The organism is Streptomyces sp. NPDC007264, assembly GCF_042869095.1.
Taxonomy (GTDB): domain Bacteria; phylum Actinomycetota; class Actinomycetes; order Streptomycetales; family Streptomycetaceae; genus Streptomyces.
Genome location: NZ_JBIAFD010000007.1, coordinates 294,827 through 316,307 on the forward strand (window position 1 = coordinate 294,827; position 21,481 = coordinate 316,307).

Annotated in this window: 24 protein-coding genes; 22 read left to right on the forward strand and 2 right to left on the reverse strand. The window is 71.4% G+C overall.

Going from position 1 to position 21,481, the window contains the following annotated elements; genetic code table 11:
• Positions 1 to 106: 106 nt before the first annotated feature.
• A complete protein-coding gene (ffh, locus tag ACFYMU_RS14755; protein ID WP_388372687.1) occupies positions 107 to 1,657 on the forward strand; it encodes a signal recognition particle protein in 1,551 nt (516 codons plus the stop codon).
• Between the two features lie 82 nt (positions 1,658 to 1,739).
• Here ffh and ACFYMU_RS14760 read toward each other — a convergent pair whose 3' ends face one another.
• Positions 1,740 to 2,606: an SAM-dependent methyltransferase gene (locus tag ACFYMU_RS14760; protein ID WP_388372688.1), complete on the reverse strand. Its 867-nt coding sequence runs from the start codon at positions 2,604 to 2,606 to the stop codon at positions 1,740 to 1,742.
• Between the two features lie 228 nt (positions 2,607 to 2,834).
• On the opposite strand from ACFYMU_RS14760, the gene proS reads away from it, so the two are divergent.
• From proS to ACFYMU_RS14850, 18 genes are all read left to right on the forward strand, one after another.
• Positions 2,835 to 4,250 (forward strand): proline--tRNA ligase, encoded by a 1,416-nt coding sequence (gene proS / locus ACFYMU_RS14765; protein WP_388372690.1) that lies wholly within the window; start codon positions 2,835 to 2,837, stop codon positions 4,248 to 4,250.
• Between the two features lie 272 nt (positions 4,251 to 4,522).
• Positions 4,523 to 5,119: a hypothetical protein gene (locus tag ACFYMU_RS14770; protein ID WP_388372692.1), complete on the forward strand. Its 597-nt coding sequence runs from the start codon at positions 4,523 to 4,525 to the stop codon at positions 5,117 to 5,119.
• A 303-nt stretch (positions 5,120 to 5,422) separates the two neighbouring features.
• Positions 5,423 to 5,842, forward strand: coding sequence for a 30S ribosomal protein S16 (gene rpsP, locus ACFYMU_RS14775; RefSeq protein WP_388372694.1), 420 nt, complete (start codon positions 5,423 to 5,425; stop codon positions 5,840 to 5,842).
• A 2-nt stretch (positions 5,843 to 5,844) separates the two neighbouring features.
• Positions 5,845 to 6,084 carry an RNA-binding protein gene (locus tag ACFYMU_RS14780; RefSeq protein ID WP_381080427.1) on the forward strand — a complete coding sequence of 80 codons (240 nt, stop codon included), beginning with the start codon at positions 5,845 to 5,847 and terminating at the stop codon, positions 6,082 to 6,084.
• A gap of 112 nt (positions 6,085 to 6,196) precedes the next feature.
• Complete coding sequence (gene rimM, locus ACFYMU_RS14785; RefSeq protein WP_388372696.1) at positions 6,197 to 6,745, forward strand: ribosome maturation factor RimM; 549 nt, start codon at positions 6,197 to 6,199, stop codon at positions 6,743 to 6,745.
• Positions 6,745 to 7,578, forward strand: coding sequence for a tRNA (guanosine(37)-N1)-methyltransferase TrmD (gene trmD, locus ACFYMU_RS14790; protein ID WP_388372698.1), 834 nt, complete (start codon positions 6,745 to 6,747; stop codon positions 7,576 to 7,578). Before rimM ends, trmD begins: the two co-directional genes overlap by 1 nt.
• 136 nt (positions 7,579 to 7,714) lie before the next feature.
• A complete protein-coding gene (rplS, locus tag ACFYMU_RS14795) occupies positions 7,715 to 8,065 on the forward strand; it encodes a 50S ribosomal protein L19 (RefSeq protein WP_388372700.1) in 351 nt (116 codons plus the stop codon).
• Between the two features lie 48 nt (positions 8,066 to 8,113).
• A complete protein-coding gene (gene lepB / locus ACFYMU_RS14800; protein ID WP_388372702.1) occupies positions 8,114 to 8,830 on the forward strand; it encodes a signal peptidase I in 717 nt (238 codons plus the stop codon).
• Entirely contained in the window at positions 8,823 to 9,908 is a 1,086-nt protein-coding gene (lepB, locus tag ACFYMU_RS14805; protein WP_388372704.1) for a signal peptidase I, read from the forward strand. The genes lepB (ACFYMU_RS14800) and lepB (ACFYMU_RS14805) overlap by 8 nt, the downstream gene beginning before the upstream one ends.
• Entirely contained in the window at positions 9,796 to 10,746 is a 951-nt protein-coding gene (lepB, locus tag ACFYMU_RS14810; protein WP_388372706.1) for a signal peptidase I, read from the forward strand. Before lepB (ACFYMU_RS14805) ends, lepB (ACFYMU_RS14810) begins: the two co-directional genes overlap by 113 nt.
• A gap of 76 nt (positions 10,747 to 10,822) precedes the next feature.
• Positions 10,823 to 11,575, forward strand: a complete 753-nt coding sequence (gene lepB / locus ACFYMU_RS14815) for a signal peptidase I (RefSeq protein ID WP_388372708.1) — start codon at positions 10,823 to 10,825, stop codon at positions 11,573 to 11,575.
• Positions 11,565 to 12,083, forward strand: coding sequence for an NUDIX hydrolase (locus ACFYMU_RS14820; protein WP_388372710.1), 519 nt, complete (start codon positions 11,565 to 11,567; stop codon positions 12,081 to 12,083). Before lepB (ACFYMU_RS14815) ends, ACFYMU_RS14820 begins: the two co-directional genes overlap by 11 nt.
• Positions 12,084 to 12,139: 56 nt before the next feature.
• Complete coding sequence (locus ACFYMU_RS14825) at positions 12,140 to 12,448, forward strand: DUF2469 domain-containing protein (protein ID WP_008745401.1); 309 nt, start codon at positions 12,140 to 12,142, stop codon at positions 12,446 to 12,448.
• 166 nt (positions 12,449 to 12,614) lie between these two features.
• Positions 12,615 to 13,016: a YraN family protein gene (locus ACFYMU_RS14830; protein ID WP_388372712.1), complete on the forward strand. Its 402-nt coding sequence runs from the start codon at positions 12,615 to 12,617 to the stop codon at positions 13,014 to 13,016.
• Complete coding sequence (locus ACFYMU_RS14835) at positions 13,016 to 14,641, forward strand: YifB family Mg chelatase-like AAA ATPase (protein WP_388372714.1); 1,626 nt, start codon at positions 13,016 to 13,018, stop codon at positions 14,639 to 14,641. The genes ACFYMU_RS14830 and ACFYMU_RS14835 overlap by 1 nt, the downstream gene beginning before the upstream one ends.
• Entirely contained in the window at positions 14,638 to 15,777 is a 1,140-nt protein-coding gene (gene dprA / locus ACFYMU_RS14840; protein ID WP_388372715.1) for a DNA-processing protein DprA, read from the forward strand. The genes ACFYMU_RS14835 and dprA overlap by 4 nt, the downstream gene beginning before the upstream one ends.
• 290 nt (positions 15,778 to 16,067) lie before the next feature.
• Positions 16,068 to 16,910, forward strand: coding sequence for an RNA polymerase sigma factor WhiG (gene whiG, locus ACFYMU_RS14845; RefSeq protein ID WP_388372717.1), 843 nt, complete (start codon positions 16,068 to 16,070; stop codon positions 16,908 to 16,910).
• Positions 16,911 to 17,096: 186 nt separating this feature from the next.
• Positions 17,097 to 17,654 (forward strand): TetR/AcrR family transcriptional regulator, encoded by a 558-nt coding sequence (locus ACFYMU_RS14850; RefSeq protein ID WP_388372916.1) that lies wholly within the window; start codon positions 17,097 to 17,099, stop codon positions 17,652 to 17,654.
• Here ACFYMU_RS14850 and ACFYMU_RS14855 read toward each other — a convergent pair.
• Entirely contained in the window at positions 17,608 to 18,336 is a 729-nt protein-coding gene (locus ACFYMU_RS14855) for a peptidoglycan DD-metalloendopeptidase family protein (RefSeq protein ID WP_388372719.1), read from the reverse strand. The genes ACFYMU_RS14850 and ACFYMU_RS14855 overlap by 47 nt on opposite strands.
• Positions 18,337 to 18,608: 272 nt before the next feature.
• Between ACFYMU_RS14855 and rpsB the strand changes: the two genes are divergently transcribed.
• The 3 genes from rpsB to pyrH all read left to right on the forward strand — a co-directional run bounded on the left by rpsB (position 18,609) and on the right by pyrH (position 21,445).
• On the forward strand, positions 18,609 to 19,490 hold the full coding sequence (gene rpsB, locus ACFYMU_RS14860) for a 30S ribosomal protein S2 (RefSeq protein ID WP_388372721.1): 882 nt from the start codon (positions 18,609 to 18,611) through the stop codon (positions 19,488 to 19,490).
• Positions 19,491 to 19,660: 170 nt separating this feature from the next.
• Positions 19,661 to 20,497, forward strand: a complete 837-nt coding sequence (tsf, locus tag ACFYMU_RS14865) for a translation elongation factor Ts (protein WP_388372723.1) — start codon at positions 19,661 to 19,663, stop codon at positions 20,495 to 20,497.
• Positions 20,498 to 20,689: 192 nt separating this feature from the next.
• Complete coding sequence (gene pyrH / locus ACFYMU_RS14870; RefSeq protein ID WP_388372725.1) at positions 20,690 to 21,445, forward strand: UMP kinase; 756 nt, start codon at positions 20,690 to 20,692, stop codon at positions 21,443 to 21,445.
• Positions 21,446 to 21,481 lie beyond the last annotated feature (36 nt).

Here is a 21,481-nt window from a genome sequence, read left to right on the forward strand (position 1 = left end):
GTCGTCCCCGCCCGCTGTGCACAGCGGGCGGGGACGATTTGCTTGCGCGGCCGGATACTCTGGAGGACAGCCCGAAACGACCCCGACTCCGAGGACCGACGCCGCCGTGTTCGACACCCTCTCCGACCGCCTCAGCGCGACTTTCAAAAACCTCCGCGGGAAAGGCAGGCTCTCCGAGGCGGACATCGACGCCACCGCGCGCGACATCCGTATCGCGCTCCTCGAGGCCGACGTGGCACTGCCGGTCGTCCGGAGCTTCATCACCAACGTCAAGGAGCGTGCCCGCGGTGCCGAGGTCTCCCGGGCGCTGAACCCCGCCCAGCAGGTCCTCAAGATCGTCAACGACGAGCTCGTCACGATCCTGGGCGGCGAGACCCGCCGCCTCCGCTTCGCCAAGCAGCCCCCGACCGTGATCATGCTGGCGGGTCTGCAGGGCGCCGGTAAGACCACCCTCGCGGGCAAGCTCGGAAAGTGGCTCAAGGAACAGGGCCACTCGCCGCTGCTGGTCGCCTGCGACCTCCAGCGCCCGAACGCGGTCAACCAGCTGAGCGTCGTCGCCGAGCGTGCGGGCGTGGCGGTCTACGCGCCGGAGCCGGGCAACGGCGTGGGCGACCCCGTCAAGGTCGCCAAGGACTCCATCGACTTCGCCAAGACCAAGGTCCACGACATCGTGATCGTGGACACCGCCGGCCGTCTGGGCATCGACCAGGAGATGATGCGGCAGGCCGCGGACATCCGGGACGCGGTCGGCCCCGACGAGATCCTGTTCGTCGTCGACGCCATGATCGGCCAGGACGCCGTCAACACGGCGGAGGCGTTCCGTGACGGTGTCGGCTTCGACGGCGTGGTCCTCTCCAAGCTCGACGGCGACGCCCGCGGTGGCGCCGCCCTGTCGATCCGCCAGATCACCGGCAAGCCGATCATGTTCGCGTCGAACGGCGAGAAGCTCGACGACTTCGACGCCTTCCACCCGGACCGGATGGCCTCGCGCATCCTCGACATGGGTGACCTGCTCACCCTGATCGAGCAGGCGGAGAAGACCTTCAGCCAGGCCGAGGCCGAGAAGATGGCCTCCAAGCTGGCCTCCAAGAAGGGCCAGGACTTCACCCTCGACGACTTCCTGGCCCAGATGGAGCAGGTCAGGAAGATGGGGTCGATCTCCAAGCTGCTCGGCATGCTCCCGGGCATGGGGCAGATCAAGGACCAGATCAACAACCTCGACGAGCGGGACGTCGACCGCACGGCCGCGATCATCAAGTCGATGACCCCGGGCGAGCGCCAGGACCCGACGGTCATCAACGGTTCTCGCCGCGCCCGGATCGCCAAGGGGTCCGGCGTCGAGGTCAGCGCGGTCAAGAACCTGGTGGAGCGGTTCTTCGAGGCACGCAAGATGATGTCCCGCATGGCCCAGGGCGGCGGCATGCCCGGCATGCCGGGGATCCCGGGCATGGGCGGCGGACCCGGCCGCTCGAAGAAGCAGCCGAAGAAGTCCAAGGGCCAGCAGCGCTCCGGCAACCCGATGAAGCGCAAGCAGCAGGAGCAGGAGGCCGCCGCGCGCCGCGCCGCCGCGGCGCAGAGCGGGGGCGCCTTCGGCCTGCCGCAGCAGAGCGGGCAGGAGTTCGAGCTGCCGGACGAGTTCAAGAAGTTCATGGGCTGACGCCCACGACGGTCCGCCGGCCACGGCACGGGGCGCCCCTCCACGGAGGGGCCCACAGCCGGCCTGCTCCAAACGACAGGACCTAGGGCACACGGGCGATCAGGTACCGGAAGACATTGGGCATCCACACGGTTCCGTCGGCCCGCCGGTGCGGGTGCAGCGCCTCCGCCAGCTCCTTGCCGACTTGGTCCGGGTCCGTCGCGGCGATCGCCGCGTCCAACAGTCTGGTCGACAGCATCCCCCGCACCGCGCTGTCCAGGTCCGCGTACCCGAAGGGGCAGGCGACCCGTCCCGATCCGTCCGGGCGCAGCCCGGAGTGCTGCGCGGCCTCCTCCAGGTCGTCGCGCCGGGCCGGACGCCATCCGCCGCTGCCGTGCTCGGGATCCGCCAGCCGGGTGACGGCCCGGAGCACGGACGAGGTGCTGCACCGTTCCGGCGGACCCCATGCGGCGAGCACCACGTGCGCCCCGCGTTCGGCCAGCGGCGTCGCCTCGGCGAGCCGGTCCCGCAGACCCTCGCCGTCGCCGACCGCGCACCCGATCGGCTCGAAGGAGGTCAGCAGGGTGTAGGCCGGCTCCCCGGCGGCCGGCGCCGCGTCCCCGGGGCAGCCGTGGACGATCCGGGCGTCGCCGCGCGCGCGGGGGCGCCGCGCCGGAGCCCCGGGCAGCAGCCGCTCGCGGGCCAGGGCCAGCCGTTCGGGCACGCCGCAGTCGACCCCGGTGACCGCGGCACCGCGTGAGGCGGCCAGGAACAGAGCCAGCCCGGTGCCGCAGCCGAGCCCGAGCAGCCGCGTCCCGGAGCCCACGTCGAGCCGCTCGTAGACCGCCTCGTAGAGCGGCACGAGCATCCGCTCCTGGATCTCGGCCCAGTCACGCGCGCGTGCGCACCGGTCCGTACGAGGAGCGGGGTTCGCAGGGGGGAGGCGGTGCCCCGTGAGCGTCGGTGTCATCGAAAGCGCCCCCATCCGTCGGAGAGTTGCCGCCGTGTCCGGTCCCGTCGCCCCGTGACGTCCGCTGTGCTCCCCTCCCGTGACGCCCGTATGCCAGGAAACTGCGCGCCCGTCGTGGCGTCCAGGGGGTGCGGAGCACTCCGTGTGAGCCGTCCGTGCGCCCCCTGCCCCCACACCCGGGTGGGCATTGACGCACGGCGCGGTCGGGGATCGCCGTACGATCGCGCCATGGCCAAGGCACCCGTGCTCACGCCCAGGGCGGACGACTTCCCGCGCTGGTACCAGGACCTGATCAACAAGGCGGAGCTGGCCGACAACGGGCCGGTGCGCGGCACGATGGTCATCCGGCCGTACGGATACGGGCTGTGGGAGCGGATGCAGTCGGAGATGGACGCCCGCATCAAGGCGGCGGGCGCCTCCAACGCGTACTTCCCGCTGTTCATCCCGCAGGCGTACCTGGCCAGGGAGGCCGAGCACGTCGAGGGCTTCGCCCCCGAGCTCGCGGTCGTCACCCACGGCGGCGGCAAGGAACTGGAGGAGCCGGTCGTCGTCCGCCCGACCTCCGAGTCGATCATCAACGAGTACTTCTCCAAGTGGGTGCAGAGCTACCGCGACCTGCCGCTGCTGATCAACCAGTGGGCGAACGTGGTGCGCTGGGAGATGCGCCCCCGCGTGTTCCTGCGGACGACCGAGTTCCTGTGGCAGGAGGGGCACACCGCCCACGCCACCTACGAGGAGGCCAGGGACTATGCCGCGTACATCCACAAGGAGGTGTACGGCGACTTCATGGTCGACGTCCTCGGCATCGATGTCGTGCTCGGCCGCAAGACGCCGGGCGAGCGCTTCGCCGGCGCCGTCAACACCCTCACCCTCGAGGCGATGACGGGCGACGGCAAGGCCCTCCAGATGGGCACGAGCCACGAACTCGGGCAGAACTTCGCCAAGGCGTTCCACACGCAGTACCTGTCGAAGGACGGCGGTCAGGAGTTCGTCTGGCAGACCTCCTGGGGCTCGTCGACCCGCATGCTGGGTGGCCTGATCATGACCCATGGCGATGACAACGGGTTGCGGGTCCCGCCCCGGCTCGCGCCCGTGCAGGCCGTGGTCCTCGCGATCAAGGGCGAGGAAGCGGTTCTGGCCGAGGCCCGCGCGATCGGCGAGCGGCTGACGGCGGCCGGGATCCGCGTCCACGTCGACGACCGCACCGACACCCCGTTCGGCCGCCGCGCCGTCGACTGGGAGCTCAAGGGCGTGCCCGTCCGCGTCGAGATCGGCCCCCGTGACCTGGAGAGCGGCACCGCCGTGCTGGCCCGGCGCATCCCTGGCGGCAAGGAGCCGGTGGCACTCGCATCGCTCGCCCGGCTGATCCCCGGGATCCTCGAGGAGGACCAGGCGCTGCTCCTGACGCAGTCGCGCGAGCGCAGGGAGTCCCGCACGGCGGACGTGTCGACGGTCGAGGCGGCCGTCGAGGCGGCCGGGGCCGGCGGCTGGGCCCGCATTCCGTGGGCCCTGCTCGGTGCGGCCGGCGAGGCCGGGCTGGCCGAGCACGCGGTGACCGTACGGTGTCTGGTCGCCGAGGACGGGTCGGTTCCCGACCGTGATGACGCACCCGGTAACGTCGCCGTCGTGGCACGCGCTTACTGAGGTACGGGGAGCGTGACCGAAACGCCCCTTGCGCACCAGCGGGTCACAGCGGCCCCCGTGCGCGGTACCCCGTTCGCGCGCCGAAGGGGCGCCGGGAGCCGGGTGGGCGTACGCATCACTACGCACCACCTTGGGCCGAGCTGCACGGCTTCTCCACAGATCGGCGCACGCGCCCTCCTCGGGACGCATCAGGGGCAACTGACGGGTACGTGCAAATTATTTGGGATGCCCCGGAATAGGAACACACGGGCCCTCAGGCTCGTTCTCATTACGTGAGCACGACACCACCTGTTCTCGCCGCAGAGCTGGCGCAGGCGTGGGCCGACATTCAGCGGTACCACCCCGAGCTGCCGGATCTTGCCGCGCCCGAGTCCCTGATCGGGGAGTCGTCGTCCGCGTGCGGACACGAACTCTCCTTCGAACGACTGCTTCATGAAGCAGTCCATGGCATCGCGGCCGCCCGCGGGGTGCGTGACACCTCCCGTGCCGGCCGCTATCACAACCGCAGATTCCTCGCGATCGCCGAGGAGCTGGGCCTGGACCACCCCGAGGAACCGCACCCGAGCAGCGGCTTCTCCCTGGTCACGCTCAGCCCCGAGGCGAAGCGGCGCTACCGCCCGACGATGGAGCGGCTCCAGCGCGCGCTGAAGGCCCACTCGGCGGCGACGGCCGACGACACGGCCCGTACGTTCCGGGGGCCGGCCGCCCGGCACGGCTCCTCCGGCGGCGGCGTCCGCGTCAAGGCGGTCTGTGACTGCGGACGCAACGTCCGTGTCGTCCCGTCGGTCCTGGCCCAGGCTCCGATCGTGTGCGGCGGATGCGGAAAGCCCTTCCGCATTCCCGAGCCGGTGGGGGCCGCGGCGGGCTGAGGAGCGGCTGTTCGTGGCAGCCGCACTCGGTCCGCCGCACAGCGGGCCGCAGGCACCCTGCGCGCGCCGGGCGGCGTGATCCGCGCCCGACAAGCCCGGCGCCGGGTGTCCCTGCGTCGTGCCCGCGTGCGCCCGCGGCGCAAGGCGCCCCCCGGGGTGTGGCACAATGGCTAGCTGTACTCGACAGCCGCACAGGACCCCTCTCTCCTCCGGCTGACGCGTCCATCGGGCACTCGGGTACCGCAACCCCACGCGGCCGCTCCGCCGTGCCCAACCACGTCAAATCCAGGAGAACCCACTCCCGTGGCAGTCAAGATCAAGCTGAAGCGTCTGGGCAAGATCCGTTCGCCTCACTACCGCATCGTCGTCGCCGACTCCCGCACCCGCCGTGACGGCCGGGCGATCGAGGAGATCGGCAAGTACCACCCGACGTACCACCCGTCGGTCATGGAGGTCGACGCCGAGCGCGTGGCGTACTGGCTCTCCGTCGGCGCCCAGCCGACCGAGCCCGTCCTCGCCATCCTGAAGAAGACCGGCGACTGGCAGAAGTTCAAGGGCGAGCCCGCCCCGGCGCCGCTGCTGCAGCCCGAGACCAAGGGCGCGCGGCCGTCGTTCGAGGCCCTCGGCGGTGACGACGAGGGCAAGGGTGAGGCGATCACCCAGAAGAAGAAGGCTGAGAAGAAGGACGAGGCCGCGGCCGAGTCCTCCGCGTCCGAGGCCTGAGCATGCTCGAGGAGGCTCTCGAGCACCTCGTGAAGGGCATCGTCGACAACCCTGACGATGTGCAGGTGTCCTCGCGCACTCTGCGCCGTGGGCGTGTGCTCGAGGTCCGGGTGCACCCCGACGACCTCGGCAAGGTGATCGGACGCAACGGCCGCACGGCACGCGCTCTGCGCACCGTCGTGGGCGCCATCGGCGGACGCGGCGTCCGCGTCGACCTCGTCGACGTGGACCACGTCCGCTGAACACAACGCAGCACCGGCTCGGGCCGGGGAGGGCCACTGGGCCCTCCCCGGCCCGTGGTCGTGTGACCGGGCCGCACGACGCGGGATCCGGCAGGACAGGAGATCAAGCACAGTGCAGCTGGTAGTCGCACGGATCGGCCGCGCCCATGGCATCAAGGGCGAGGTCACCGTCGAGGTACGTACCGACGAACCGGAACTGAGGCTCGCGCCCGGCGCGGTCCTGGCCACCGACCCGGCCTCCGCCGGACCGCTGACCATCGAGACGGGCCGGGTGCACAGCGGCCGCCTCCTGCTGCGGTTCGAGGGCGTGGGCGACCGCACCGCCGCGGAGGCGCTGCGCAACACCCTGCTGATCGCCGAGATCGACCCGGACGAGCTGCCCGAGGACGAGGACGAGTACTACGACCATCAGCTCATCGACCTGGACGTCGTCACCAAGGACGGCACACAGGTCGGCCGGATCACCGAGATCTCTCACCTGCCCTCCCAGGACCTGTTCGTGGTGGAGCGCCCCGACGGCAGCGAGGTCCTCGTCCCCTTCGTCGAGGAGATCGTCACCGACATCGATCTGCGGGAGCAGCGCGCGGTCGTCGACCCGCCGCCCGGACTGATCGACGACCGCGCCGAGATCGCGTCCGCCCGGGACGAGGACGAGGTGTGATGCGGCTCGACGTCGTCACGATCTTCCCCGAATACCTGGAACCGCTGAACGTGTCGCTCGTCGGCAAGGCGCGCGCGCGGGGGCAGCTGGACGTGCGGGTGCACGATCTGCGCCGCTGGACGCACGACCGCCACCACACGGTCGACGACACCCCGTACGGCGGCGGCCCCGGCATGGTCATGAAGACCGAGCCCTGGGGCGAGGCCCTGGACGACATCCTGGCCGACGGATACGAGACCGGCTCCTCGGCGCCCGCCCTGATCGTCCCCACGCCCAGCGGGCGGCCCTTCACCCAGAAGCTCGCCGTGGAACTGTCCGGGCGCCCGTGGCTGATCTTCACCCCCGCCCGCTACGAGGGCATCGACCGCCGCGTCATCGACGAGTACGCCACGCGGACACCCGTGTACGAGGTGTCCATCGGCGACTACGTCCTCGCCGGCGGCGAGGCGGCCGTCCTCGTCGTCACCGAGGCGGTCGCCCGGCTGCTGCCCGGGGTCCTCGGCAACGTCGAGTCCCACCAGGACGACTCCTTCGCGCCCGGCGCGATGGCGAACCTCCTGGAAGGACCCGTCTACACCAAGCCGCCGGCCTGGCGCGGCCGGGACATCCCCGAGGTGCTCCTCAGCGGCCACCACGGCAGGATCGCCCGCTGGCGCCGGGACGAGGCACTCAAGCGCACGACGGCCCACCGGCCCGACCTGATCGAGCGCTGCGAGCCCACGGCCTTCGACCGGAAGGACCGCGAAACGCTCTCCGTCCTCGGCTGGGCACCCGACCCGGAGGGTGAGCCGTACGGCCGATTTTGGCGCAGGACCGGAGACGTGGAAGAATAGGCCGCTGTTGTCCGCCCGTCCGGTGCGCGCCCCTGCCACAGGGGGACACGACGTCCACCCCGACGCGGCCGACGACTCTCACCGAAATACTACGTACCACCGATGACCTGTGGCATCGGTGAAGAAAGCAGACGACATGTCTCACCTGCTCGACTCCGTCGACGCCGCCTCGCTGCGCACCGACATCCCGGCCTTCCGCCCGGGTGACACCGTCAACGTGCACGTCCGCGTCATCGAGGGCAACCGCTCCCGTGTGCAGCAGTTCAAGGGTGTGGTGATCCGCCGCCAGGGCTCCGGCGTGCGCGAGACCTTCACGGTCCGCAAGGTCTCCTTCTCCGTCGGCGTCGAGCGCACCTTCCCGGTGCACACCCCGATCGTGGAGAAGATCGAGCTCGTCACCCGAGGTGACGTGCGCCGCGCCAAGCTGTACTACCTGCGCGAGCTGCGCGGGAAGGCGGCGAAGATCAAGGAGAAGCGCGAGAGCTGAGTTCTCCCGCGCGGGGTCCACAGCCGGGCCGGATAGCATCTGGCACCGATGGACACCGAAGCACAGCACGTGGAGCGCGACCGCTCCTCCGGCCCTGCGGAACCCGAGACGACCTCGGACCCGGCGGCCCCGGAGGGACGGTCGCGCTTCGCGTTGGTGTCCCGGGGCGTCGACCGGCTGCCCGGTGGGCGCCTCACCCTGACCGCGCTGGCCTGTCTGCTGTCCCTCCTCGCCGTGACCACGTTCGTGGTGCAGCCGTTCGACATCCCCAGCGGTTCGATGGAGCCCGGATTGAGGGTTGGGGACCGCCTGCTCGTAAATAAGTTGGCGTACCGTTTCGGATCGAAGCCGCAGCGGGGAGACACCATCGTGTTCGACGGCACGGGGTACTTCGGGAACGCAGACTACGTCAAGCGCGTGGTCGGTGTGGGCAAGGACCACGTGGTCTGCTGCGACAAGGAGGGGAGGCTCGAGGTGAACGGCCGGTCGGTCGACGAGTCGTCGTTTCTGTATCCCGGGGACAGTCCGTCCGACGTCCCCTTCGACGTCGTCGTGCCCGACGGCAGGCTCTTCGTGCTGGGGGACCACCGCGGAGCCTCCAGCGACTCCCGCGACCACCTGGGCTCCCCGGGCGGCGGCATGATCCCCGTCGGCGCCGTGATCGGCAGGGCCGACTGGATCGCCTGGCCCTCCTCCCGCTGGGCACGCCTCGCCCGCCCCGGTGCCTACGCGCGCGTGCCCCCCGTGGACGGTGCCCATGGGTAACCGCGGCAAACGGCGTGGCGAGCCGGTCGACACCGGGTTGCAGAACCTCCTGCCCACCGGCTCCCGGCGCGCCGCCGGCTCCGGTCCCACCGGGCGCAGCCGCGCCGAGCGGCGCAAGCTCCAGCGCAAGGTCAAGCGCAAGCGGAGGCGCTCCGCGGTCAAGGAGATACCGCTCCTCGTCGGCGTCGCCGTCCTCATAGCGCTGGTCCTGAAGACCTTCCTCGTCCAGGCGTTCGTGATCCCGTCGGGCTCCATGGAGAACACCATCCAGATCGGGGACCGTGTCCTCGTCGACAAACTGACCCCCTGGTTCGGCTCCAAGCCGCAGCGTGGCGACGTCGTGGTCTTCCGGGACCCCGGCAACTGGCTGGCGGGGGAGAAGACGACGAAGAAGAACGACCCGGTCGGCGTCAAGCAGATCAAGGAAGGGCTCACCTGGATCGGTCTGCTGCCGTCCGACAACGACAAGGACCTCATCAAGCGGGTCGTCGCGGTCGGCGGCGACACGGTCAAGTGCTGCGACACCCAGGGCCGCGTCACCGTCAACGGCATTCCGCTGAACGAGCCGTACATTCACCCGGGGAACAAACCTTCGGACTTCGCGTTCTCCGTGACCGTTCCGCCCGGCCGGCTGTGGGTCATGGGAGATCACCGCGCCAACTCGGCCGACTCGCGCTACCACCGCACAGAGAAGTTCAGCGGCACCGTCTCGGAGGACTCGGTCGTCGGACGCGCCCTGTTCATCGCCTGGCCCCTGGGGCACTGGACGCATCTGACCGAGCCTGACACTTACGCGTCGGTGCCCAGCGGGTCGACCACTGCACTCGGCCCGTCGCATAGGGTGGCCTCAGCGGATCGATACGGATTGGTCCCCCTCCCGAGCCCTGCGGAACTCCCGCTCGTTATGGGAGTGGTGAGCCTGCGTCGACTGGGACGCCGGCGGCGGTACGGAGTGAGGAGTGGATGTGGGGGATTTGGCGGTCGGCGCACGATCCGGACACGATGGTCCCGAAGAACCGGAGCGGCCCGACGACGCGGCTGCCCCGGCCGCGCAGGACCACACCGACGCGGGAAGTGACTCTCCCGACGCCGGCACGCGGGAGAACGGCGGAGAGGCCGACACGCCCAGGAAGCAGCGCTCCTTCTGGAAGGAGCTCCCCCTCCTCGTCGGCATCGCGCTGGTGCTCGCGCTGCTGATCAAGACGTTCCTCGTGCAGGCGTTCTCCATTCCCTCCGACTCGATGCAGAACACCCTCCAGCAGGGCGACCGTGTTCTCGTCGACAAGCTGACCCCCTGGTTCGGCTCCCAGCCCTCGCGCGGCGAGGTCGTCGTCTTCCACGACCCGGACAACTGGCTGGCGGGCGAGCCCACCAGCAATCCCAACGCCCTCCAGACGGCGCTGAGCTGGATCGGCCTGATGCCGTCCGCCGAGGAGAAGGACCTGATCAAGCGGGTCGTCGGCGTCGCCGGAGACACCATCGAGTGTCGGGGCACGGGCCCGCTGACGGTCAACGGCAAAGCGCTGAACGAGCCCTATGTGTACCCCGGCAACACACCGTGCAGCGTCGACGAGCAGGGCGGCCAGTTCAAGGTCACGGTTCCCGCGGGCAAAATCTGGGTCATGGGCGACCACCGGCAGAACTCGCTGGACTCCCGCTACCACCAGCAGGACAGGAACCAGGGCTTCGTCCCCGTCGGGAACGTCGTGGGCCGCGCCATCGTGATCGCCTGGCCGCCCACCCGCTGGGACACGCTGCCGATCCCGGACACCTTCGACCAGGGCCTCGGCGCGATGGCCCCGGGAGCGCTCGGCCTGACGGGCGCGGTGCCGCTGGTGCTGTGGCGCAGGCGCCGCCTCACCACGCCGCCCACCGCCGGAAACCCGAGGGTTTCTGGCAGCCGTACCGCCGGGTAGGGTGCCGTCCCAGATCGCCGATCTTCCGTGACCCGGCAGCGGCCACGGGATCGATCCTCCGAGCTGGGAGCACGGGATGAGCGGGACTGGTCGTACGGAAGCGAGCCGTGGACGGCTCGGCAGCGCACTGTCGGGGCTCGCCGTGGCCCTCGGCTGTGTGCTCTTCCTCGGCGGGTTCGTCTGGGGTGCGATCGTCTACAAGCCGTACACCGTGCCGACCGACTCCATGTCGCCCACCATCGTCGCCGGTGACCGGGTCCTCGCCCAGCGTGTCGACGGCGCCGACATCGAGCGCGGCGACGTCGTCGTCTTCCGGCAGAAGAGCTGGGGCAACCTGCCCATGGTCAAGCGGGTCGTCGCGATCGGCGGCGACACCGTCGGGTGCTGCACCGACGGCAAGCTGACCGTCAACGGCAAGCAGCTCCAGGAGTCGTACCTCGCCAAGGGCCAGCCCGCGGAGTCCAAGCAGATCCCCACGATCACGGTCCCCAAGGGCCGCCTGTTCCTGCTCGGCGACGAGCGCAGCGGCTCCCTCGACTCCACCGCGCACCTCACGGAGGCGTTCAGCGGCACGGTGCCGCGCAGCGCGGTGGACGCCCGTGTGGATGCCGTGGTCTGGCCCATGAACGGCATGCTGGAGCGCCCGACGGGCTTCCGGACGCTGGGGCCGATCTCCTCGCCCGGCCCCTTCCGGCTCGTCGTCGGCGCCATCGTGGCGGGCGCGGTGCTGGTCATGGTGGGCGCGGCGTACGGCCCGATCGCCAAGCGGGCGAGCCGCGGGCGCGGCGGGCGCAGCGGCACACGGATGGAGCCGGCCGGTGCCCGCTGACGCCTCGCTGCCCTCCGTCCCGCAGGACGGGCTGCGCAGGGTGGCCCGCGTGCTGCTGCTCGACCCGCAGGACCGCGTCCTGCTGCTGCACGGGCACGAGCCGGACGATCCGGCCGACGACTGGTGGTTCACGCCCGGCGGCGGTGTGGAGGGCGACGAGACGCGCGAGCAGGCCGCGCTGCGGGAGCTGGCCGAGGAGACCGGCATCACCGAGATCGAACTGGGCCCCGTGCTGTGGCAGCGCGTGTGCTCCTTTCCGTTCGCGGGCCGACGCTGGGACCAGGACGAGTGGTACTACCTGGCCCGAACGGCCCAGACGGCCACGACCGCGCCGGGCCTGACCGAGCTGGAAAAACGCAGTGTCGTCGGAGCACGGTGGTGGACGTGGCGGGAACTTGCCGAGGCACATGAGACGGTGTACCCGACGAGACTCGCCGAGCTGCTGCGCACACTGCTCGACGATGGTCCCCCGGCCAGGCCCGAGGTCCTCGACACCGAAATCGTCTAGAGGCTCACGAGACTGGCGCACAATGGTGGGATCGCACGGCTGAAGGGGAACATGCCATGAGCGCCGAGGACCTCGAGAAGTACGAGACCGAGATGGAGCTGAAGCTCTACCGGGAGTACCGCGATGTCGTCGGTCTGTTCAAATACGTGATCGAGACCGAACGGCGCTTCTACCTCACCAACGACTACGAGATGCAGGTGCACTCGGTCCAGGGCGAGGTGTTTTTCGAGGTGTCCATGGCGGATGCCTGGGTGTGGGACATGTACCGACCCGCTCGTTTCGTGAAGCAGGTCCGGGTGCTCACGTTCAAGGACGTGAACATCGAGGAGCTGAACAAGACCGATCTGGAGCTGCCGGGCGGGTGAGCCGACCGGGGCGGGTGAACCGGCCCGGCGAGTGATCGGCCGGGGTGGGTGAACCGGCGTGAGCCGGCCCGGCGGGTGATCGGCCGCGTGGGTGAACCGGCCGGGTGGCGGAGTTGTCCACAATCGCCGAGTTGTCCACCAAGATCCACTTCTGGGTGCCGGATGCGTGACGGTTGGCGCCGGAGGTGGTGCCGACATGACCACATATCTGGCACGCAGCGCACTCGGCAGGTACGGCGAGGAACTGGCCGCCCGGCGGCTGACGAGCGCCGGTATGACGCTCCTGCAGCGCAACTGGCGCTGCGGCAGGAACGGCGAGATCGACATCGTGGCCAGGGACGGAGACGTCCTGGTCGTCTGCGAGGTGAAGACCCGCAGAGGCGACCGCTTCGAGCATCCGATGGCCGCCGTCACACCGGGGAAGGCCCGGCGGCTGCGCGATCTCGCCGAGCACTGGATCCGGGAGCACGGCGGGGCACCACCCGGCGGCGTGCGCATCGATGTGGTCGGCGTCGTCCTGCCCGAGCGCGGCGCCGCCGTGGTCGAGCACGTGCGGGGGGTGGCCTGATGGGGTTCGCGCGCACGTGTTCCGTGGCACTGGTCGGCGTCGAGGGCGTGGTGGTCGAGGTCCAGGCCGATCTCGAACCGGGCGTGGCCGCCTTCACCCTGGTCGGGCTGCCCGACAAGAGCCTGACGGAGAGCCGGGACCGAGTGCGGGCGGCGGTCGTCAACTCGGGCGGCGAGTGGCCGCAGAAGAAGCTCACGGTCGGGCTCAGCCCGGCCTCCGTACCGAAGGCCGGCAGTGGGTTCGACCTGGCCGTGGCGTGCGCGGTGCTCGGCGCCTCGGAGCGGATCGACCCCCGGGTGCTCGCCGACATCGTGATGATCGGCGAGCTCGGCCTGGACGGCCGGGTGCGGCCCGTCCGGGGCATTCTCCCGGCGGTCCTGGCGGCGGCCGACACGGGCTACGAGCAGGTGGTCGTGCCGGAGTGCGCCGCTGCCGAGGCGTCGCTGGTGCCCGGCGTGTCCGTGCTGGGCGTGCGCAGCCTGCGCCAGCTGATCGCGGTCCTCGCGGACGAACCCGTGCCCGAGGAGGCCCCGGACGAGCCAGGCCGCCCCGATCCGCTCCTGGCCGGTCTGCGCGTGCCGGGCGCGGGCGCGGCCACGGGGATGCACGGCGAGAGCGCCGCACAGCAGGACCACGGTCACGACCTCGCCGACGTCGTGGGCCAGATCCCGGCCCGCACGGCGGTCGAGGTGGCCGCCGCGGGCGGGCACCACCTCTTCCTGGAAGGGCCGCCCGGTGCGGGCAAGACGATGCTCGCCGAGCGGCTTCCCGCCGTCCTGCCCCGGCTGGGCAGAACGGAATCGCTGGAGGTCACGGCGGTGCACTCGGTGGCGGGCCTGCTGCCCCCGGGCAAGCCCCTGATCGACGTCGCCCCCTACTGCGCCCCGCACCACTCCGCCACGATGCAGGCCCTCGTGGGGGGCGGCCCCGGCATCGCCCGACCCGGCGCCGTGTCGCTCTCCCACCGGGGTGTGCTCTTTCTGGACGAGGCGCCCGAGTTCAGCAGCCGGGCCCTCGACGCGCTGCGACAGCCCCTGGAGGCGGGGCACGTCGTGATCGCCCGCAGCGCGGGCGTCGTGCGCTTCCCGGCGAGGTTCCTGATGGTGCTCGCGGCCAATCCCTGTCCCTGCGGCCGCTTCGCCCGGCGGGACACGATGTGCGAATGCCCGCCCGCGGCGATCCGCCGCTACCAGGCCCGGCTCTCCGGCCCGCTCCTGGACCGGGTCGACCTGCGCGTCGAGGTGGACTCGGTCACCCGCGCCGACCTCACGACGCCCGGCGCCCGTGGCGAGTCCACCCGGACGGTCGCCGACCGGGTCCTGGTGGCCAGGGAGCGGGCGGCGGCGCGCCTCGCGAGCACTCCGTGGCGGACGAACAGCGAGGTGCCAGGACGGGAACTGCGCAGCCGCTGGCGTGCCGCGAGCGGTGCCATGGACGAGGCCGAGCGCCATCTGGAGCGGGGCGTGCTGACCGCCCGGGGACTGGACCGCGTGCTGCGCGTGGCCTGGACCGTCGCGGATCTCGTGGGCCACGACCGGCCCGACGCGACGGACGTCGCCCTGGCGCTGCACCTGCGCACCGGGGTGCCGCGAGGCGTGCCGATGGCCCTCGGGACGTCGGCGTGAGCGGGGCCGGCGGCCCGGACGGCGCCCACCGCGCCCGCGCCTTCCTCACCCGGGTCGTCGAGCCCGGGGACGAGGTGGCGGGGCGGTGGCTGCGTGAGCACGGTGCCGTGGAGGTGGCTCGGCGGCTGCGGGAGGGCGGGCCGATGCTGCCGGGGGTGTCGCGGGAGCGGTGGGCCGGGCTGCGGGCGCGGGGCGACCGGGCCGAGCCGGACCGCGACCTGGCCGCCGCCCGGGAGGCGGGGGTGAGATTCGTGTGCCCCGGTGGGCCCGAGTGGCCGGCCCAGCTCGACGATCTGGGGGACGCCCGGCCCGTGGGGCTCTGGGCGCGCGGCCGGCCCAGTCTGCGGCTGTGGGCCCTGCGGTCGGTCGCGGTCGTGGGCGCGCGCGCCTGCACCGAGTACGGCGCGCATGTGGCGGCGACGCTGGCCGCGGGGCTCGCCGAGCGCGGCTGGGTGGTCGTCTCCGGCGGCGCGTACGGGGTGGACGGGGCAGCCCACCGCGGCACCCTGGCGGTCGGCGGAGCCACCGTCGCCGTGCTGGCCAGCGGCGTCGACCGGCCCTATCCGCGCGGGCACACCGAGTTGATCACCAGGATCGCGCACCAGGGGCTGGTCGTCGGCGAGCTGCCGCCCGGCGAACACCCCACGCCCAGCCGATTCGTCCTCAGAAACCGCGTGATCGCGGCACTCACCCGCGGCACCGTGGTCGTCGAGGCGGCCTACCGCAGCGGTGCGCTGGTCACGGCCCGCGCGGCACAGCGGCTCGGCCGGCACACGATGGGCGTGCCCGGACCGGTCACCAGCAGACTCTCGGCCGGTGTCCACGAACTGCTGCGCGGGGAGGCGGTCCTGGTCTCCGACGCCGCGGAGGTCGCCGAACTGGTCGGGGAGATGGGCGAGCTGGCCCCGGACCGCCGCGGGCCCGTCCTGCCGCGCGATCTGCTCCATCCGGCCGCGGCGCGTGTGCTCGACGCGCTCCCGGCCCGCGGCGCGGCCGCGGTGGCGGAGATCGCCCGCGGGGCCGGGACGACCCACGACGACGCGGTCGGGAGGCTGTACGAACTCCGATCACTTGGATTCGTCGAACGACACGGCGACGGCTGGAAGTTGACACGCCAGGCGGTGACTGCGGTCTGACAAGATCACGGCCGGTGCTGACGCGGCGTGATCGTCCGTCCGGGCGATGCCCGACAGCCTTGGCAATTCCGGTAGTTGACGGCTCCGGAGGTCACACAGGGCGACGACCCCGGTTCCCGCGGGGGTCTGCGGTGCCCGTTCGCGCGGGGGTGACGCGTGGCTCTTCGCACACTGCGACACCGCAGTCACGCTACGCTCACGAGGACCCCGACTCAGACAGGCATCTCGACATCAGACCGACAGCTCACCCAGGTATCCCCAGTTCACAGCAGAACGGCACAAGGCGACGAATGCCCCAGCACACCTCCGGGTCCGACCGGGCGGCGCTTCCCCCAGCCGCCCGTGACGGCGGCAGCGTGCGCCCGCCCGCTCCCTCGACGCTCGACGAGTTGTGGCGGTCGTACAAGGAGACGGGGGACGAGCGGTTGCGGGAGCAGCTGATCCTGCACTACTCGCCGCTGGTGAAGTATGTGGCGGGTCGCGTGAGCGTGGGGCTGCCGGCCAATGTGGAGCAGGCGGACTTCGTGTCGTCGGGCGTGTTCGGGCTGATCGACGCCATCGAGAAGTTCGACATCGACCGGGAGATCAAGTTCGAGACGTACGCGATCACACGGATCCGCGGCGCGATGATCGACGAACTGCGGGCGCTGGACTGGATCCCGCGGTCGGTGCGGCAGAAGGCGCGCAGCGTGGAGCGGGCGTACGCCACGCTGGAGGCCCGGCTGCGGCGGACGCCGACCGAGGCGGAAGTGGCGGAGGAGATGGGCATCGGCGTGGAGGAGCTCCACGCCGTCTTCAGCCAGCTGTCGCTGGCCAACGTGGTGGCCCTGGAGGAACTGCTGCACGTCGGCGGCGAGGGCGGCGACCGGCTGAGCCTGATGGACACCTTGGAGGACACCGCCGCGGACAACCCGGTGGAGGTGGCGGAGGACCGGGAGCTGCGACGGTTCCTGGCACGCGCCATCAACACCCTGCCCGAGCGGGAGAAGACCGTCGTCACGCTCTACTACTACGAGGGACTCACACTCGCCGAGATCGGCCATGTGCTCGGGGTGACCGAGAGCCGGGTGAGCCAGATCCACACGAAGTCGGTGCTGCAGTTGAGGGCCAAGCTGGCCGCCTTCGGCCGCTGACCGGGATGTCGGCCCGGGCGGGCCGCCCGGCCGGGCGGGCCGGGCCGATCCGGCGGACGCCGCCCGGCGTGGCTCCGTGAGCCTCGGTGTGCAGGGCCGGGGACCGGCGCGCAGGGCGCGAGTGGCTCCCGCGGGCGGTGGTCCGTCCGTACAGTGGTGGACGTGCCAAGGATTCGAGCGGCCTCCGTGGCCGAGCACCGGTCGATGCAGCGGGCCGCCCTCCTGGATGCGGCACGGTCCCTGCTGTCCCAGGGCGGTACCCAGGCGCTGACGTTCCCGGCGCTCGCCGAGCGCACGGGCCTGGCGCGGTCCTCCGTCTACGAGTACTTCCGCTCCCGGGCGGCCGTCGTCGAGGAGCTGTGCGCCGTCGACTTCCCGGTCTGGGCGGCGGAGGTCGAGGCGGCGATGGCCGCGGTGGAAGGGCCCGAGGCGAAGGTCGAGGCGTATGTACGGCGGCAGTTGGCGCTCGTGGGGGACCGCAGGCACCGTGCCGTGGTGGCCATCTCCGCGCGCGAACTGGACGCCGGGGCGCGCGAGAAGATCCGAGCGGCGCACGGCGGGCTCGTCGCGATGATCGTCGAGGCGCTCGGTGAGATGGGGCACCGGGAACCCCGGCTGGCGGCCATGCTGCTCCAGGGCGTGGTCGACGCCGCGGTGCGGCGCATCGAACTGGGGGCCGCGGAGGACCCGGCCGCCATCACCGAGGCGGCGGTGGCGATGGCCCTTCGGGGCGTCCGGGGCTGAGCGCTCCACGGCCGACGGCGCCCGCCGAGGCCGCGCCGCGCGGACGCGACGTGGGCCGCCCGGGGCTCCGCGGCAGCGGCACCCCCTCCACCCGCAGCAAGCGGGACGGTCCGGCGCGCAGCAGCCACGGCGGCAGCAGGGACAGCGGGTCCAGATACGTCTCCCCGCTGCGCAGGCCCCAGTGCAGGCACGGTCGGGCGCAGTGGGCGGCCGCAGGCTCCAGGACACCCAGGACCTCGCCCGGCGCGACCTCCTCGCCCCGGCGCACGGAGGCACGGACGGGTTCGTACGTCGTCCGCAGCGGCGGCTCGCCCGTCCCCGCCAGGTCGACGGCGATCACGCCCCGCCCCGCCACCCGGCCCGCGAAGGCCACCCGGCCCGCGCCGACCGCGCGGACCGGATCGCCGGGCGCCGCCGCCAGGTCCACGCCACGGTGGCCCGGGCCGTACGGGGTCGCCGGAGGCTCCCAGCCCCGTACGACCCGGGGGTGAACCCCCACCGGCCAGCCGCGGGCGACGGCCCGCACCGGGGCGCCGGGGGACGGCGCGGGGGCCGGCAAGGGGGCCACGGACGGCGGCCGGTCCGTGGGCGCGCCGGCCCGGGCCGCGGGGGCCGGCACGCCCACGCCCACGACCACCGGCAGCAGTGCGGACCAGGTCCACGCGCATCGTTTCGCTCGCATGCGAGAACGGTCCCGCACATCGAGCGATCATGGCGGAATCTGTGGACAACTGCCCGGTTGTGGACAGCCGCGTCACCCGGCGCCCCGCCGGTCCCGTACACTTCTTGTGGCGATCCGGGTCACCGGGTCGACTTCGCACGCCCCGACACCAGGCCCTCACGAGGCCGGTGTCAGCGCTCCTCGGTCCTTTGCGGCACGGCGCATCGCGGGCGTCAGGCGCGAGTGCCATCCGGCACCCGCGGCACAACCGAGAAAACTCAAGGAGAACGGCCATGGCCGTCGTCACGATGCGGGAGCTGCTGGAGAGCGGCGTCCACTTCGGTCACCAGACTCGTCGCTGGAACCCGAAGATGAAGCGCTTCATCTTCACCGAGCGCAACGGCATCTACATCATCGACCTGCTCCAGTCGCTGTCGTACATCGACCGCGCCTACGAGTTCGTCAAGGAGACCGTCGCCCACGGCGGCACGGTCATGTTCGTCGGCACGAAGAAGCAGGCGCAGGAGGCCATCGCGGAGCAGGCCACCCGCGTCGGCATGCCGTACGTCAACCAGCGCTGGCTGGGCGGCATGCTCACCAACTTCTCGACCGTCTACAAGCGTCTGCAGCGGCTGAAGGAACTCGAGCAGATCGACTTCGAGGACGTCGCGTCCTCCGGTCTGACCAAGAAGGAGCTCCTGGTCCTCTCCCGCGAGAAGACCAAGCTGGAGAAGACCCTCGGCGGTATCCGCGAGATGCAGAAGGTGCCGAGCGCCGTCTGGATCGTGGACACCAAGAAGGAGCACATCGCGGTCGGCGAGGCCCGGAAGCTGAACATCCCGGTCGTCGCCATCCTCGACACCAACTGCGACCCCGACGAGGTCGACTACAAGATCCCGGGCAACGACGACGCGATCCGCTCCGTCACCCTGCTCACCCGTGTGATCGCCGACGCCGTCGCCGAGGGCCTCATCGCCCGCTCCGGCGTCGCCACCGAGGGCAAGGGTGAGAAGGCCGCGGGCGAGCCGCTCGCCGAGTGGGAGCGCGACCTGCTCGAGGGCGAGAAGAAGGCCGCCGAGGCCGAGGCCCCGGCTGCCGAGGCCCCGGCCGCTGAGGCTCCCGCCGCTGAGGCTCCGGCCGCTGAGGCTCCGGCCGCCGAGGGCGAGCAGGGCTGATCCTCGGCCCGTTCGGCTGACGTGGGGGCGGGTGGCACCGACGGCGCCACCCGCCGTTCACCCGCAGCCCCCAGATCTTCGTAGCCCGTAGATCTTTGGCGGCCGCCCGCTCACCTCGCGGCGGCCGCCGACTTCGAGACTTCGAACTCCGAGAAGAGATTCACAGAATCATGGCGAACTACACCGCCGCCGACGTCAAGAAGCTCCGTGAGCTGACCGGCGCCGGCATGATGGACTGCAAGAAGGCGCTGGACGAGGCCGAGGGCAACGTCGAGAAGGCCGTCGAGGCGCTCCGGATCAAGGGCCAGAAGGGCGTCGCCAAGCGCGAGGGCCGCTCCGCCGAGAACGGCGCCGTGGTCTCCATCATCGCCGACGACAACTCCTCCGGCGTCCTCGTCGAGCTGAAGTGCGAGACCGACTTCGTCGCCAAGGGCGACAAGTTCCAGGCCGCGGCCCAGGCCATCGCCGAGCACGTCGCCAAGACCGCGCCGGCCGACCTGGAGGCCCTGCTCGCCTCCGAGATCGAGGCCGGCAAGACCGTCCAGGCGTTCGTCGACGAGGCCAACGCCAACCTCGGCGAGAAGATCGTCCTGGACCGCTTCGCGCAGTTCGCGGACGGCTTTGTGGCGGCGTACATGCACCGCACCATGCCCGACCTGCCGCCGCAGATCGGTGTCCTCGTCGAGTTCGACAAGCCGAACGCCGAGGTCGCCAAGGGCGTCGCCCAGCACATCGCCGCCTTCGCGCCGAAGTACCTCTCCAAGGAGGACGTCCCGGCCGAGGTCGTCGAGGCCGAGCGCCGCATCGCCGAGGAGACGACCCGCGCCGAGGGCAAGCCCGAGGCCGCCCTGCCGAAGATCGTCGAGGGCCGCCTCAACGGCTTCTTCAAGGACGCCACGCTGCTCGGCCAGCCGTACGCGCTCGACAACAAGAAGTCCGTCCAGAAGGTCCTGGACGAGGCGGGTGTCACCCTGAAGCGCTTCACGCGCATCAAGGTCGGCATCTGAGTCCGTACCGCGATCGACGCGCGACCCCGATAGGGTCGACAGCAGTCGTCCGTGCTGTCCGCGCAGGCCGCTCCGCACACGGGTGCGGCGGGCGACAGCAGATCTGACGAGGAGGCCATTGCCGCGCATGGGATGCGAACCACACCCCACCGGCAATGGCCTTCTTCGCATGTGCACCACGAGGAGATCCCCATGACCACGACCCAGAAGAGCGACGACGGCAAAGTACGCGGACGGTTTCTGCTGAAGCTGTCCGGAGAGGCCTTCGCCGGCGGCGGGGGCCTGGGCGTCGACCCCGACGTGGTGCACGCCATCGCCCGTGAGATCGCGGCCGTGGTGCGCGACGGTGCCCAGATCGCGGTCGTCATCGGCGGCGGCAACTTCTTCCGCGGCGCCGAACTCCAGCAGCGCGGCATGGACCGTGCCCGCTCCGACTACATGGGCATGCTCGGCACGGTCATGAACTGCCTCGCCCTCCAGGACTTCCTGGAGAGGGAGGGCATCGACAGCCGGGTCCAGACCGCCATCACCATGGGGCAGGTCGCCGAGCCCTACATCCCGCTGCGGGCCGTGCGCCACATGGAGAAGGGCCGCGTGGTGATCTTCGGCGCCGGTATGGGCATGCCGTACTTCTCCACCGACACGACCGCCGCCCAGCGGGCCCTGGAGATCGACGCCGAGGCGCTGCTCATGGGCAAGAACGGCGTGGACGGGGTCTACGACTCCGATCCGAAGACCAACCCGGACGCGGTCAAGTTCGACTCCCTCGGCTACGGCGAGGTCATCACCCGTGACCTCAAGGTCGCCGACGCCACCGCGATCACCCTGTGCCGCGACAACAAGCTGCCGATCCTCGTCTTCGAACTGCTGGCGGAGGGCAATATCGCGCGCGCCGTCAAGGGTGAGAAGATCGGCACACTCGTGGGTGAGCAAGGAGGCCGGGACTGACCGGGGCGACCTGCCCGGGGTGCACCCCGTTCGGGG